Origin of the sequence: Reichenbachiella faecimaris, from assembly GCF_900176375.1 — a bacterium.
GTDB lineage: Bacteria > Bacteroidota > Bacteroidia > Cytophagales > Cyclobacteriaceae > Reichenbachiella > Reichenbachiella faecimaris.
Genome location: NZ_FWYF01000005.1, coordinates 69,782 through 84,757, shown reverse-complemented (window position 1 = coordinate 84,757; position 14,976 = coordinate 69,782). Strand labels below are relative to the sequence as shown.

18 protein-coding genes and 1 riboswitch are annotated in these 14,976 nt (G+C 39.4%); of the genes, 4 read left to right on the top strand and 14 right to left on the bottom strand.

Going from position 1 to position 14,976, the window contains the following annotated elements; translation table 11 throughout:
- Positions 1-15 precede the first annotated feature (15 nt).
- The gene (locus tag B9A58_RS19205; protein ID WP_084374508.1) at positions 16-690 is read left to right on the top strand and encodes an NUDIX hydrolase; all 675 of its coding nucleotides are present in this window, start codon (positions 16-18) and stop codon (positions 688-690) included.
- Here the strand turns inward: B9A58_RS19205 and coaD are convergent.
- From coaD to B9A58_RS19185, 4 genes are all read right to left on the bottom strand, one after another.
- A complete protein-coding gene (coaD, locus tag B9A58_RS19200) occupies positions 687-1,145 on the bottom strand; it encodes a pantetheine-phosphate adenylyltransferase (protein ID WP_084374811.1) in 459 nt (152 codons plus the stop codon). The two genes, B9A58_RS19205 and coaD, sit on opposite strands and share 4 nt — an antisense overlap.
- Before the next feature lie 10 nt (positions 1,146-1,155).
- Positions 1,156-2,046, bottom strand: a complete 891-nt coding sequence (locus B9A58_RS19195) for a DUF3822 family protein (RefSeq protein WP_139793988.1) — start codon at positions 2,044-2,046, stop codon at positions 1,156-1,158.
- Positions 2,047-2,054: 8 nt separating this feature from the next.
- Entirely contained in the window at positions 2,055-2,645 is a 591-nt protein-coding gene (locus B9A58_RS19190) for a hypothetical protein (protein ID WP_084374506.1), read from the bottom strand.
- Between the two features lie 68 nt (positions 2,646-2,713).
- Entirely contained in the window at positions 2,714-3,205 is a 492-nt protein-coding gene (locus B9A58_RS19185; RefSeq protein ID WP_084374505.1) for an NUDIX domain-containing protein, read from the bottom strand.
- A gap of 42 nt (positions 3,206-3,247) precedes the next feature.
- On the opposite strand from B9A58_RS19185, the gene B9A58_RS19180 reads away from it, so the two are divergent.
- Positions 3,248-4,645, top strand: a complete 1,398-nt coding sequence (locus B9A58_RS19180; protein WP_084374504.1) for an ATP-dependent DNA helicase — start codon at positions 3,248-3,250, stop codon at positions 4,643-4,645.
- Positions 4,646-4,681: 36 nt separating this feature from the next.
- Positions 4,682-5,095 carry a DUF1573 domain-containing protein gene (locus B9A58_RS19175; protein WP_084374503.1) on the top strand — a complete coding sequence of 138 codons (414 nt, stop codon included), beginning with the start codon at positions 4,682-4,684 and terminating at the stop codon, positions 5,093-5,095.
- A 47-nt stretch (positions 5,096-5,142) separates the two neighbouring features.
- On the opposite strand, the gene B9A58_RS19170 is transcribed toward B9A58_RS19175, so the two are convergent.
- The 10 genes from B9A58_RS19170 to B9A58_RS19125 all read right to left on the bottom strand — a co-directional run bounded on the left by B9A58_RS19170 (position 5,143) and on the right by B9A58_RS19125 (position 12,386).
- Positions 5,143-5,514 (bottom strand): VOC family protein, encoded by a 372-nt coding sequence (locus tag B9A58_RS19170; RefSeq protein ID WP_084374502.1) that lies wholly within the window; start codon positions 5,512-5,514, stop codon positions 5,143-5,145.
- A gap of 22 nt (positions 5,515-5,536) precedes the next feature.
- Entirely contained in the window at positions 5,537-6,049 is a 513-nt protein-coding gene (locus B9A58_RS19165) for a DUF4199 domain-containing protein (protein WP_084374501.1), read from the bottom strand.
- 77 nt (positions 6,050-6,126) lie between these two features.
- A complete protein-coding gene (locus tag B9A58_RS20760; RefSeq protein ID WP_084374500.1) occupies positions 6,127-6,543 on the bottom strand; it encodes a response regulator transcription factor in 417 nt (138 codons plus the stop codon).
- A gap of 3 nt (positions 6,544-6,546) precedes the next feature.
- On the bottom strand, positions 6,547-7,464 hold the full coding sequence (locus B9A58_RS19155) for a hypothetical protein (protein ID WP_139793987.1): 918 nt from the start codon (positions 7,462-7,464) through the stop codon (positions 6,547-6,549).
- 139 nt (positions 7,465-7,603) lie between these two features.
- Entirely contained in the window at positions 7,604-8,275 is a 672-nt protein-coding gene (locus tag B9A58_RS19150; protein ID WP_084374498.1) for an ABC transporter ATP-binding protein, read from the bottom strand.
- Between the two features lie 97 nt (positions 8,276-8,372).
- The gene (locus B9A58_RS19145) at positions 8,373-8,717 is read right to left on the bottom strand and encodes a DUF6984 family protein (RefSeq protein WP_084374497.1); all 345 of its coding nucleotides are present in this window, start codon (positions 8,715-8,717) and stop codon (positions 8,373-8,375) included.
- Positions 8,714-9,682 carry an ABC transporter ATP-binding protein gene (locus tag B9A58_RS19140; protein ID WP_084374496.1) on the bottom strand — a complete coding sequence of 323 codons (969 nt, stop codon included), beginning with the start codon at positions 9,680-9,682 and terminating at the stop codon, positions 8,714-8,716. The genes B9A58_RS19145 and B9A58_RS19140 overlap by 4 nt, the downstream gene beginning before the upstream one ends.
- Positions 9,682-10,698, bottom strand: a complete 1,017-nt coding sequence (locus B9A58_RS19135) for an iron ABC transporter permease (protein WP_221407885.1) — start codon at positions 10,696-10,698, stop codon at positions 9,682-9,684. Before B9A58_RS19135 ends, B9A58_RS19140 begins: the two co-directional genes overlap by 1 nt.
- 44 nt (positions 10,699-10,742) lie before the next feature.
- Entirely contained in the window at positions 10,743-11,876 is a 1,134-nt protein-coding gene (locus tag B9A58_RS19130; RefSeq protein ID WP_084374494.1) for an ABC transporter substrate-binding protein, read from the bottom strand.
- Positions 11,877-11,921: 45 nt separating this feature from the next.
- A complete protein-coding gene (locus B9A58_RS19125) occupies positions 11,922-12,386 on the bottom strand; it encodes a hypothetical protein (protein ID WP_084374493.1) in 465 nt (154 codons plus the stop codon).
- Positions 12,387-12,689: 303 nt separating this feature from the next.
- Positions 12,690-12,920, top strand: a riboswitch (cobalamin riboswitch).
- Positions 12,921-13,023: 103 nt separating this feature from the next.
- Between B9A58_RS19125 and B9A58_RS19120 the strand changes: the two genes are divergently transcribed.
- On the top strand, positions 13,024-14,937 hold the full coding sequence (locus B9A58_RS19120) for a TonB-dependent receptor plug domain-containing protein (RefSeq protein WP_084374492.1): 1,914 nt from the start codon (positions 13,024-13,026) through the stop codon (positions 14,935-14,937).
- The last annotated feature ends 39 nt before the right edge of the window (positions 14,938-14,976 follow it).

Sequence of the window (14,976 nt, the reverse complement as noted above, 5' to 3'; positions counted from 1 at the left end):
AGTACTTTTATATAAATGAAAATATATATTAACGATATTCCTGTAAGGATTCGTGACAGAGAACGCGAGTCTAACAAAAAGTTCGATGTGGTTTTGGACAGTGACATAGATGACATCCAAGCCATTAAACTTAAAGGCAAAGTCCTGATCAAGGAAAAATCTAATGAGGCCATTAACCGTCTGCTCCACATCATGACGGACAAAAAATACAACAAGATTAAGCAGATTGAAATCAGGGTTAAAAACAAAGTAAAAGCTCAGCAATACCTAAAATCTAAATTTGACATTGTGCAGGCCGCAGGTGGAGTGGTTGAGAAAGAGGGTAAGATCTTAATGATCCTAAGAAATGATCTTTGGGATATCCCAAAAGGAAAACTAGAAAAGAAGGAAAAAAAGCACGAAGGCGCAGTTAGGGAAGTAGAAGAAGAAACGGGCGTCAGAGTACAACTAGAAGAAAAAATTTGTTCGACCTGGCACACTTACATTCGAAACAAAAAATACGTACTAAAGAAAACCACTTGGTATAGAATGACTTGTCTGGACGACAGCCAAATGAAACCTCAGAAGGAAGAAAACATCCAGAAGACCGTATGGATGACTGATAATGAAGTGGATGTGGCCATGCTACATTCATTCAAAACCATTGGACGAGTAGTAGAAAAGTATCGTAAGCTTTTGCAGGAAGCCTAAAGCTCGTAAGGAATAAACGGACTTATATCTCCGTCATATTTATGCACCTCTCGAATGATCGTAGAGCTGATGTGTGCATAATCTGGAGATGTAATCAAAAATACAGTCTCTAGTTTGTCATTCAGATATCTATTCACCTGAGAGATACTGTTCTCGTATTCGAAATCCGTGGTATTTCTCAATCCTCTAATTAGGAATAATGCATCAGTCTTTTTGGCCAAATCTGCTGTCAGCTCATTATAAACGATTACAGACACACTTTCTTCTGGAGAAAATGCAGATTTTATTCTTTCTACCATGTACTCTACTTCGAAGTATCGAGACTTGGCACTGTTGTAACCAATGGCAACTACTACCTCATCGAATAGTTTGAGCGCACGACGTACAATATCCTGATGCCCTTTAGTAAACGGGTCGAATGAACCCGGGAAAAGAGCAATTTTTTTGTCCGGCATGGCTTTAGATTTAGTCACAAAGGTAGATACTCAACAAATCAAAATACTGATGATCAGAGAGTTCGTCGAAGTGATAATTGAATTTCAAATTTGAAGGGCGCTTACCAAAAGCAATGCCTCCAATGTACTTAGAGAATAACTTATGATGATCTGATCCCTGTGAAATATTTCCCCACAAAATTACCTTTTGTGTTCTTTGGTTCAAATTAAACTCTTTGAACACCATCATCAGGTACTTCACATAGTCCTTAGCCTCCTTGATGGAAAATTGGTTGTAATAATGAAGCTTGTGATTTTCAGATACGAATATGTGCATGATACCTCTGTCAAGAATACAGTACACTATTTTTTCGTCGCTCTGAGTATTGTGTTTCAAAATACCTTCAATCAAGGCACTCCCTTGATGAATAACTTCAATTTCTTTGTTAGGATACAATGAGTTGATCCAATTCACCAATCGCTTATCGCCAGCAAAAGCATTTACAACATTGGACGAAGAGTGCTTGTATGTATATTCCCCTTCTACGGCGTCATTGATCGTGCAGTTGAGTAATAAGTAATCTCTGACTGAGTCCTCCACGAAGTGAGAGGCAGGAACCAAAGAAAATTTGTGACTCTTAAGTGATAGTTTGATCGAATCCCAAAATCCTGCCATAAGCAGGTGATGATTCTCAAATAATTTGGCCAGAACCTGCAATCTTGCATTGATTGTCTTCACATCCTGAAGGATATAATCCTCCACCATCAGACAAGTGTCATTGCGGGTATCTGTGACGCTCATTTGAAAATCACGAATCCCTATTTGCATCGAAAGACAGTAATGATGCAGTTGATCCACATCAAAATTACTGTCTTTGATTCTTTTTACCAGTTTGTATGTTGCGCTATGTATAGCTTCCAAATCTTTTGTTATTCCCAGTTTCCAGCTGTAGTGATACTTGTTCTAGATCCAAACCTCAAAGGTTTTTTGGTTCTAGCTTCATTGTCTTCTTTTCTCCTTGGATCATAAGGGGCAGTATTCCAAACCTCTACTACATCCACTCTCACATTACTCTTTTCGATTTTGTCTGCCCACATAGCAAATTTCTTATCTGTAGTACCAGGAACAATGTCCAATGTGGCCAAATCAAAGTTAGGATATTTTGCTGCTGAGAATAGTGAATCCCTCACTGCCACAGTTCCTAATGTGTCTATTTCTACAACCACACTATCAGCACCATAAGACAACTGATGGATCGTTTCAATTCTAGAAGTTAAATAAAACTGACCTGAATCAATGAAACTTTTCAATTTGTCCCAGTCACTTGTATATTGTCCATTGACAGCCTGATATCCAATCTGAGCTTCTCTGATCATCATCAATTTGTTTTTGATTTGATCTTCCATTCTAGCGATTTTATCGGCATCGTCAATTGACTTAAAAATGCTATTACCTAAAAAGCCCGCCAACAAAAGCGATAGGACTAAAAAACTGATTGAGATTATTCTTGTCTTCTCCATGCTTGAATTTCGATTTTTTGCAAGTATAAATATTTTTTAGAGTAATTCTGCTTTAAGCAAATGCTATTTTAAGGATTATTTCCAATATTAAAAAATCCCTGTTTATCAAATAGATCGTCTAAAGATTCAATGCCGTGAAACAGCCCATGCAGGCAGTTTTTGTTCATTTGTTTCAAGCTTTGAATATTCATCCAACGAGCCTCTTTCAAAATAGAATTACCACTCATTTCAGGATCATCACCTAGTCGTAATTTACCACCGATTTGCTCCACCACAAAGAATAGTTCTACAGCATGCAATTCGTCACTTATAAATTCATTGACTCCTAAAAAGTCACAAATTTTTACAGGAATATTTACCTCTTCCTTAAATTCTCTGATTAAGGCTTCTTTAGAATGTTCCCCAAACTCCACTCCTCCTCCAGGTGGCAGCCAAAGTTCGTCTTCATCATTTAACCCCGAATGATTCAATAACAAGACACACTGATCCTGTACTAAAACACCCATCACGCGTACTCGGACTTTATTTCCAAAAATACTTTTGATTTCTTCTGATCCCATTCTATGAGGTGGCTATACTTGTGCTAAATTAATCAAATACAATTGCCACTACCTTCCGAAATATTAAGAAACAAATTTGAGCATCAGCCTACGGAAAGCCAAGCCAAGGCCTTCTTAGCAATCGACCAGTTTGTCGCAGCCAAAACAGCTAAGCCTACCATGATCCTCAAAGGCTACGCGGGTACTGGTAAAACTTCTATAGTAGCCACCTTGGTTAAGGTGCTTCCACTTTTCAATTACAAATTTGTGCTACTGGCCCCTACAGGACGTGCAGCCAAAGTAATTAGTCAGTACGCCAAACGAACAGCATTTACCATTCACAAACGGATCTATAAAGCCAAATCAAGCCAAGAATCTACTGGGCCTGTATTTAGTCAAACTAAAAATTATCAATCCAATACGATTTTCATTGTAGATGAGGCATCAATGATAAGCTCAGAAGCTGACTACAAGAATAAAAGCTTGTTGAACGATTTGATTCAATATGTTTTTGAAAAAGACGGCAACAAGCTGCTCCTGGTAGGAGATACAGCCCAACTTCCTCCTGTACATCAGGAAAAGAGCATGGCTCTGGATCGGGAACACTTGTCTGACATATACCAATTGGATACCATTGAAAGTGTGCTAACAGAAATCACCCGACAAGCAGAAAACAGTGGAATTTTACTCAATGCCACCAGTTTAAGAAACAGTCTCTTTCAAAAAGAGAAACAAGTTCATTTTGATACCAAGTCTCACAAAGACATCTATAGGATGACTGGTGAGCGACTGGAGGATGGACTGAGATACGCCCATGACAAATATGGTCTGGAAAACACGCTAATCATCTGCAGATCCAACAAGAATGCTGTGATGTACAACCACTACATTCGAAATACTCTCTTCTATAAGGAAGATGAATTGGATGCAGGTGACTTGCTCATGATTTCTCGAAACAACTACAATTTCGCAACAGATCAGGTGCCCTCTGGTTTTTTGGCCAATGGGGATTTTATGGAGATATTGAAAATCAAAAAGACTGAAGAATTGCACGGATTAAGGTTTGCAGATGTGGAAATCAGGTTGACGGATTATCCTGATGCAGCACCATTTGAAGCCAAGATTATTTTGGATGGGTTGCATAGCTATACCCCAGCCCTCACACAAGAGCAAAATCAGGCACTCTACAAAAGTGTATTGATTGACTACATGGACTTGCCTAAAAAACAACAAAAGGAAGCCATGAAAGAAGACAAATATCTTAATGCCCTTCAAGTGAAGTACGCTTATGCACTGACATGCCACAAAAGTCAGGGTGGGCAATGGGATGCCGTATTTGTGGATCAGGGGTATTTGGGAGAGGCTGAAATCGACAATGACTTTATTCGCTGGACTTATACAGCCATCACCCGAGCAAAAAATGAACTTTTTCTGGTTAACTTTGACACCAAATTCTTTTAGAATTACGTTAAGTAGCAAACAACTAAAAAACTAGCAATGAAATATATATTAGCCATAGCTGTACTTGCCTGTCTTTCATTTGGTGCATCAGCTCAGGATGCTGAACTTTTAGCACCTACCCCTCCAGGGCCATTTATCAAATTCACTGAAACGTCTCACGACTTTGGCGACATAGAGCAGGGTGAATCTGTTGAATACACCTTTGAATTCACCAATACTGGAAATGCCCCAGTTGTCATTTCCAACGTCATGACTACCTGTGGCTGTACAGCTTCTAGCTGGCCACGCGAACCAGTACTTCCAGGTACCTCAAGCAAAATCGAAGTAAGCTTCAACAGCACAGGGAAAATTGGTCATCAGAATAAAGTCATTACCATCATGAGCAATGCCACCAATAATCCCGAACGGGTTAAAATCATCACGAATATTTTACCAAAGACGGATAGCTAGTCAAAAATTTATGCTTAGGTCAGGGTTTAAACTCTGACCTAATTTTTTCACACATGCTGGTCAATCAAAATCATATTGCCATCAGGGTCAGCTATCGTCATACTTGCTGGGCCAGAAGTAGATTCATCCGCCTCCTGAAGTAAGTTCGCATCTAACGATTTCATTTTTTTCTGAATATCTCGCACGTCGTCATAAGCTGACAAAGCATTCGCGTCCTGATCCCAACCTGGGTTGAAAGTAAGCAGATTCCCCTCAAACATGCCCTGAAATAAGCCAATCAAGGTTTGTTCATTTTTCATGATCAGATAATTCTGTTCCATGCTTCCTGCAAATACAGTGAATCCAAGGTTTTCATAAAATAATTTAGACTTAGTCAAATCTTTCACACTAAGACTAACTGAAAATGCTCCAAGTTTCATATCTATAAGTTTAAGTTTCTGGTTATTTAGTTTTTAATGCAAATGAGGAGATTAGTGTCATGACTAACCCAATAGGAAATACTGTACCAAACATAAGTAAGCCTCCAAAAGCAGGACTCAGCCATAAGTCTTTTCCATTATTAATATAAGCCAGTTCTGCTTCCATTTCCTCGGCTGACAAGGAGTTGTTGGTTTTTACCATGGCAATGGAATGATCCAGGTAGGTTTGTAAAAAATCAGGCATCAGCCAGGCGTACAGTACATAGGAAAATATACCAAAGGCCAGTGCGGCAATGAAATTCACAAATGTGCCAAATATGAATGCCTGCTTGAAAGACAACACCCCTTCGAGCTCTGTTTTGTACTGTTTGATTCCAAAATAGATGGCTGTAAGAGAAAGGATCATGGACGCATAGCCGTATACCTCTCCTGCCCCTAATTCCATGTCTTCACCATAAATCCAAAATGGAAGCATGACACCCAACATCATAACTACAGACCCAACCAGCCCATATTTAATTGCTATATTTTTCATTTTTTACATAATTGATGATCAGCCAAAAGTATAGGAAGATGGTAATAATGGAGTCACCCGAAAGTATGAAATAGCTTCTATTCTACTATTCTGAGTTCTTTGGCCTTGGCCAGAGCTTGCGTCCTTCGCTTGGCATGGAGTTTCAGATAAAGATTACTGATATGGGTTTTGACCGTGTTGAGCGAAACAAAAAGTTTGTCAGCAATCTCCTGATTTGAAAGCCCATTATTCAACTCAATCAGTACGTCTAATTCGCGGTCACTTAAATTGATTTTCTTGCCGTTTTCAAGTGACACTTTGGGTAAAGGTTGTTGCTTCCGTGAGCCACTCAGTCTGACACCTGCCCATATACCTAATACCATGAATAGCAGGCCCACTCCTGCTGCATACAACTCAAAAGACATTACTCGGATGAGGTGGAAATAATCCAGCGCATTCAGCAGTGTGAGTAGTAGTCCTACACTCAACCCAATGAATATGGCTGATTTTTTCAATTTTTACTCGTTAAATCCAGTTCGGTTATAATTGACTGTAGATCCCCTGTCAAAAATTGAAAATTGATTGCTGTTCGGGAATTTAAGCAGGTAGTCCTTGGCATTAGCCTCTAGATTGATTTCATCCTGAAAATGTAGATTAAGCTCAAAATGACTACTTCCAGCTGCATTCACCATCCAATAAATAAAATGATGATTGGACTCATCATAGCTGATCACACTTTTTTTATAAAGCTTCGCTCCTCTATAAAATTTCAATTCTAATGAATGGGGAAATAACTCTATTATTTCGCACCTGCTCTGATCAGAACCATCATAGGTGCCAGGGATCAGATCAAAAATGTAATTGGTATTGTCTAAAGAATCTACGGCTGGGTACACCTTTGAAGCCAAATCTATCACAGTCTCAAAATGCCTCTTGCAATCTTCTGCTTTTAGGTACATTTTGTCGTCGGATTTTGGAAAAGGAAACTGCAGAAAAAATTCCATAAAAGATGGCGCTCCATTATAGAGTTTTTGGATACGTTGTGTTTTGCCAATGGCGTCTATATGTACCACTTTTCCTTTTACAATTCTCCCCTTGTTCGACCTTATCTCTTCAATTCTGACTGAAGCTAGATCCAGATCCCTTAGGTTCACTATGCGATCAAAATAAACATCTTTGTCTGTCTTATTTGGTGTATCAGAACTTGAGTTTTTGATATTGATCTCTTTTTTATCTGAACTATAGAGAAAATTGTTATGCCACCACTGACCCGTAGATGGATTCTGATAGAAGTAGGCCAAATTAGTTTGAAGCCATTCTATAGACTTATCAAATTTCTGCTGATCCTCTACTGGCATCTGCCCTTTCGCAACTTGACAAAATGAAACAAAAATAAAAATAAGACAGGTTAGAATTCTTTGAAGGTGGTTATCCATAGCCATGGGATAATTTTAATTTTTTCAATTAAAAATACAAAAACCAAATATAGGCAAGGATAGATTCCTGAACTAAGGGGACTCAAAAAAACCGAAGCGAGTGACTTCGGTTTTTAAATATTTTTTAGGATACGACTTGTTATTTGCCGTCACTTACGATGGCACCGTCTTCCAGTCTAATGATGCGAGAACCATATTCGGCACATTTCTCTGAGTGGGTCACCTGAATAATCGTCATCCCCTCTTCATTCAGCTTTTTGAAGAGTTTCATGATTTCTTCACCTTGTTCCGAATGCAGGTTCCCAGTTGGTTCATCAGCCAATAATAGATTAGGCCCACCAATAAGTGCTCTCGCCACACCTACCAACTGCTGCTGGCCACCAGACAGCTGTTCGGGAAACAAATCTCTCTTGGCCACCATCTGAAATCTATCGAGCATCTCAGCTACCATACTGGCTCTTTCTTTACCTTTCACTCCACGATACAAAAGTGGTGTTTCAATGTTCTCATATACATTGAGTTCGTCAATCAAGTGATAAGCCTGAAATACGAAACCAATGTATTCTTTATGAAGTTTGGAGGTCTTTCTTTCGCTAAATTTGTGTACAGGCTCATCCAGAAAGTAATATTCTCCTGCTGAGGGCTTATCCAGCATCCCAATAATATTGAGCAAGGTTGATTTTCCAGAACCTGATGGCCCCATGATACTCACAAATTCGCCTTGCTTCACTTCCAGGTCTATCCCTTTGAGGATAAACAAGCGCTGAAATTTAGAATCGACGTACTTGTCTATGTCTTTAAGTTTGATCATTAGATTTTATTTTGAAGTTGTTTTTGACTCTTTCTCAAATATAGAAATTATACTCAGAAACGGAAGGGACTCCTATTGGTTTTAAACTCCTACTGATCTAGATTCCTCGTGTGTTGATCGTCACTCTATCTGGCGTGGGATATCTCAAGAGTTTAGTGAAATTCTCTTTCCAGAAATCCATATCCAACAACTCTCCTTTACTATTTTGAGTCAGAGTGATCAATACTCTCACCCCATCTTCATCTGTGTACTCCACTTGAATAATGTCGCCAGCATAATCACCTGAATCACCTAAGGTGAAATTAATACTCCCCATCACGCCACCTTCATATTCATCAACATCTGACGGAAAAGTATACGCTTCAGGATTCTTTTTTGCCAATGTCAAAAGATGTTTAGCAAGTGTTATTTCCTCTTCTCGTATTTTTCTTATCTGACTCATTTCTTGTCTATTATTTCTAGTAGTTCACGGATATTTTGACCTTTATGATTATCAAAACTCCAGACCAATTGATTATCTACAAACTCAACAGCAATTCGTACTCCTTCAGGGCTAATGCCATAGCCCTTCCTTTCCAATGCCTTTTGCACCCAATGAAAGGCTTTGTCCTCTCCTACCAAATTAAAGGATTCCTTTACTTCTTGTCTTAGTTTGACTTGACCCGTACGGCTATCCAAATGAAACTCCTCATGAAAGAAGATTTTCTCTATTTCGCCAGTCAGTCCCAGATCTTCAGGTGTGCCAATCACTATGGGTGCATTAAAATTCATCAGCCAAAGCTCATCAGCAAACTGCATGGAGAGATCCAGTTCGTGCGTAGATATCAATATAGATTTATCTGTTTCCTGCACAATAGATTGCAATAATTGAAACATTTCAACTCGATTGACTACATCTAAATGAGCCGTGGGTTCGTCCATCAGAATAATGTCTGTATCCTGAGCCAATACTCTGCCCACCATGGCTTTCTGAAACTGCCCGTCACTGATGGCTGATAATTTGGATTTCTCTATGTAGTTGATCCTACATCTGGAAATAGCTTCTTCGATTTTTTGGGTGTCTTCTTTGGATTCTTGTCCGACCCAATTGGTATAGGGATAACGTCCAAGTGCCACCAGCTCGCGTACGGTCATGTTAGACATACCAATTTTTTCAGTAGTGATAATACCCAGCTTGGTTGCCAGCTTTCGCCTATCCAAGGCTCGGATATCCTGATGGTCAATTTCAATATGACCAGCCAGTGGTTCTTGCAGATTTGATAGTGTGCGCAATAAAGTAGATTTACCAACTCCATTTTGCCCTAGCAAACAAACCAACTGACCACCACTAAGACTCAAATTGATATTCGTGGCAATTTCTTTAGTCGCGTACCCTACGCTCAGTCCTTTGATGTGTAAGGATGTCATCAGAAGCTATTAGATATATTTCCTCGTTTCACAATCAACCATATCACTAAAGGTCCCCCAAGGATAGAAGTAATTGCATTAAGCGGAAGCGAATGCGACAAACCTGGCATCCGCGAAATCACATCACAAAGCATCAAAATAATGGCGCCCAAAAAACCTACAAAAGGAATCAATAATCTATGATCACTAGTATCCAAAATCATGCGCGCAATGTGAGGAGTAGCCAAACCAATAAAAGCGATGGGTCCACAATAGGCAGTAATGGTACCTGACAAAAGAGCTGTAATACTAATAACCCCATATTTCGCCAAGGTCATATTCAACCCTGCATTTTTGGCGTATTGATTGCCCAACAGGAAAATGTTTAGTGGCTTAATCAGAAAGACAGATCCAATCCATCCCAACGCAATCAGAGGAAATAGAATTTGCAGCTCACTGACCGTGACACTCCCCAAATCGCCAAAAGTCCAAATCAAATAGGATTGTACATCCTCTGGGTTGCTAAAAAACTGTAGAATACTCACAATGGCACTTGTCGCACTACTGAACATTAATCCAATGATAAGTAGTGATGTATTGTCTCGCACTTTAGTTGAGAAAAAAAGCACAACAGCAAACACTAAAAAAGACCCGACGATGGCACCTATGGCCATGGAAAAGCCCGACATAAACTGAATCCCAAACAGGAGCCATAACGACTCTCCAAACACAACCAATGCCACGCCCAAACTTGCACCTGCACTGATCCCCAGCACATAAGGACCTGCTAATGGGTTTCTAAAAAAGGTCTGCATGTACAAACCACTCAATCCTAACCCACTACCAGCCAATACACCAGTGACTGCTCTTGGCAGTCTGTAGTTGAGCACGATTCGTTCCCATGCAGGATGAGGTACTGGTTCCCCAATAAAGATGTCCCAAAGCGCTTCGAGTGGAATCAACACAGACCCAAACATTACATCCAGCAATAATGCTGCAATAAAGACGAGAATGAGTATAGCGAGGGGTTTGTTCAAAGTAGCTCTAAAGGTTTGTGACGAAATTAATGGAAAAGCACAGCCTATTCCAATTTCATATAATAATAGAGTTCATAATCTGGAAGCAACTCAGGGTGTAATATTTTAATATGATCTGCCAGGAGTTTTTCAGGGTTTACATTTCCAGATTCGAAATAGTCATTGGCACCTTCTTCGTTTACTCTAGCCATATACGAATAGACATTACCATTTTTGAACGCCTCAAATTCCGCGTAGCGATCATCTGCTTGCCGCAACTGAGCAAGCGACGAATAGCTTGCCACACCAATCCAGTAGTCCGCATCATACCCATGCTCAAACACGGATTCAAAATCCATACTTAACCACCCTGTACTTTGATCTTCCTTCCAAAGATAATTTCCCCCTGCAGCAGTGATGATATTAGCACCATAATTTTCTCCTGCTGGCATAAACCACGTACCTCCATATAGCGTACCTGTAATGACCGAGGGCTGTTCCAGCCCCTCCACCAATTGCATCAAAGAATCGTAAATGATCACCTTCTCATCAAAAACCTCCTGGGCTCGCTCTTCTGTTCCTGCAAGGTGACCTAGGAATTTAATCCACTCAAAACGACCTAAAACGGAAGTTTCCATATAGCCAGCGTTCATCACCACATTCATCCCTAACTCTTTGAGTTTTTCAAGTTGGCGATTTTCTGTTCCTGAACTGAATGCTAAAATGACATCAGGATTGAGATTTAAAATACTCTCAACATCTAAACTTCCATCTGGACCAACTTCCTTTACTTTTCCATCACTCACTCTGGACAAAATCTTTGGTGAATAAATAAACTGAGTTTGTGCAAAACCTATCAATCGTTCAGTGATACCTAAATCATCCATCAGAGCGAGTTGTGTGGTGAGGTTAGAAACTATAGTTTGTACTGGTGTTTTTATTTTGACATAGGAATCGTCATTTGCATACAATGCTGGAACAGAATCTTGATAAAGCAGGTATCTGATCGGCTCCTTACTACCCTGCCAGGGTTTATCAATGGTTATTAACCTGACTCCGTTTTGATGTTGAATATCAAACCTTTCGGCATATTTAATATTTGACTCGGGCAGATGGCCATCAGCAGACAGGTCTCGTTTTTCACTTGTACAAGCTGCAATCAAAATAAGGCACAAAAAAAAAGATAGGCATTTATTCATCGCACAAATAAACACCTATCCTTTTATAAAAATAAAATTCTTCGCTTACAATCTGATCAAAGAAGCACCTGCTTCCATAGTTGCATAATCTCTAATAGTCTCATAAGCCTCATTTGGCAAATGGTCAATAGCTTTACCTGTATTAGGGATTTTGTGACCATTTTCAGCATTCCACCATTCAGAAGCCAATTCTTTGGTTGCTGCATGATCCACATCAAAATGCTTGATACATGTGTCGCAAGTCATCCAAGTTTGATCTTTTTCGGCTGTCTTTTCGAAAATGATTCCTCTCATTTTCGTTGCGTTTTCATCTTTATCTTTGAAATGCTGTGTCGTATAGGACATGGTTTCTGGCTCTACCATTTTATGATCCCAATAGGTTTTGCTTGATATCACCTGAGAGGTAGTTAAAGCATATCCCTCATTTCGTTCCATGTGCGACTTGCACACACTACATTGTGTAGCTTTCTTCCCTTTTTTTTCTTTTTTAAACAGCCCTAATAATCCCATGATAGTCGAGTTTTGATCTTTGGTTTTTTGATGATTTCTCTTTTAAGACGTGAAACGCTTCTTTCGGTTTCACATTTATTAGATGATCGTTACGCTCATTTAGTTGCACAAAAGACAAAAATATTACGAAATAGTTTCTTTCTGTTGCAATGAATCACCAAACAAAAGTACGGAATTAGTGAATCCCTCACACAGAATAACCTACCAATAGCAGGTTATTGCAAACAAATAACCTTTAGTGCGTCCAATGCCAGATTGAATTTCATTTAAAAGATATTATTTCCCATCCTCAATTATTTCTCTAGATTTGCGGCAATTATTGGTTTTCGAAGGAAACGTATCCTGAGAAATTAAAAGGGAATTCGGTGAAGTGCTTAGCGCTCATTCCGAAGCTGTTCCCGCAACTGTAATTCGAAGATATCCTTGTGATATCATTTTTGATCTACCATTGCCACTGTCCTAATGAATCGGGATGGGAAGGCCGATCAAAAGATTTCGAAGAGCCAGGAGACCTGCCAGTAGTTATTATTTATCTGAGCTTTCGGGAGAAAAGTGAAGTGAACTGCGGCATGGCAAATGCCTCTATTCCCTTTTTCAAACAAAGGCTCATAGTTTTTTAACCTTTTTAAAAATTACTATGAGAATCTTAAAAATTAATCTCAAACACACTTTAGCCTTTGGGCTAATCTTGCAATCGGCCTTTTGGGCTCTAGCCCAAAAGCAAGAAGACCTTACCACCTATTCAATGGATGAGGTGGTGGTGACCGGCACCAAATTCGAATTACCTGTAGAAAAATCCGGCAAGAGTATTTTTAAGCTAACGGCTAAGGATATAGAGCAAAATGCAGGCAAATCAGTTCCAGACTTACTCAACGAAGTTCCAGGCATCCAGATGGATGGCAATTTTGGTGCACCCGGAACGAATATTAGCTATTTTGTAAGAGGTGGTAGAAATAAAAACACATTAATCCTTATAGATGGTGTGCCATTGAATGACCCCTCTGGAATTGATGCATCGTTCGACCTTCGCTTTTTACCTGTCAGTCAAATTGAGTCAATCGAAGTACTGAAAGGAGGATTAAGTACTTTATATGGTACTGGTGCAGCTGCGGCAGTCATCAACATCAAACTCAAAGAAGCAACTGATGAGGGTGTTCACGGGCAAGCTGATTATAGCTACGGGTCTTATGAAACACATCAAATATCAGCCAACTTGAATGGTAAACAGGACAGGCTTAACTATATGATTAGTGGCAGTCTAATGGAATCAGAAGGATTCTCAGCAGCTTCAGATGAGAACTCAAGCACAGCTTATAATAAGGACGGCATGTCTCAAAAGAACGCTAATGTAAAATTAGGACTTCAAGCAACTGATGAGTTGAAATTGGACTTCAATGTTGGTTATGATGAATTTTCTGCAGACTATGATGATGGGGCTTACTTGGATGCTGATAATCAAAACAATGGCAAACAATTTAGAATTGGTTTCACTCCAATCTACAACTATGGAGCTGGCAACATAAAATTGAACGTCTTGTTAAATACAGGAACAAGAGAGTTTATCTCCAGCTATCCATCAGAGTACAAATCGAAAAACCTTCAAACTGAGTTGACCCACGAGCACCAGTGGAATGACAATTTCAAAACCTTGGTTGGTCTAAATGTACAAAAACTGTCGGCCAAAGAAACATTGGCTGATCCTGAGGCTGAATATGATGACTTTACACTTGTTGATCCATTCGCTTCTGTATTTTTTGATCATAGTTCTGGATTGAATGTACATGCGGGTGTGCGGCTAAATACGCATAGCGTGTACAACTCTGAGTTCATTTACAACTTGAATCCATCGTTTTTGCTTCCGTTAGCAGGTGATCTATCCATCAAATTGTTGGCCTCTGTATCCACCTCCTACGTGACGCCTAGTCTATATCAACTGTACTCATTTTATGGAAATGAAGATTTGTCGCCAGAACGATCTACCAACTATGAGGGAGGTATCTCTTTTTATCTAGGTGATAAATTGACCTTAAATACCACATATTTCAGACGTGATGAAACAGACCCAATTATTTTCAGTGGTGCGCCTGACAATAGTGGGGGTTGGGTAAGCTTTTATGACAATGGAACAGATGAACAGGTGGTAAAGGGTTTTGAATTTGATGCCAACTGGTCAATTTCAGAGCTAATCAGTATCAACACTAATTACGCCTATGTGACTACAGATCAGGAAGCCAATTTTTATAGAGTTCCGGCATACAAGTTTGGAGCAGGCTTGGTAGTATCACCTAAAGAAAATATTGATATTTCGATGAAATACAATTTAACAGGCGATCGAACTATTGCCTATTGGAATGCTACAACCTTCACCTCAGAAGAAACTGATCTGAAATCTTTTAGCGTTGTTGATCTTTTTACTAGCTATAAGTTCATGAACAATAGCTTATCAGTTTATGGCGGAATCAATAATGTTTTTGACACTGATTTCATTGGTATCTACGGATTCACTACCAGAGGTAGAAACGCAACCATAGGGTTGAATTTTAAATTTTAAATAAACTGATGGCTGTTGGGTTTTGATTGCCTCAACCTG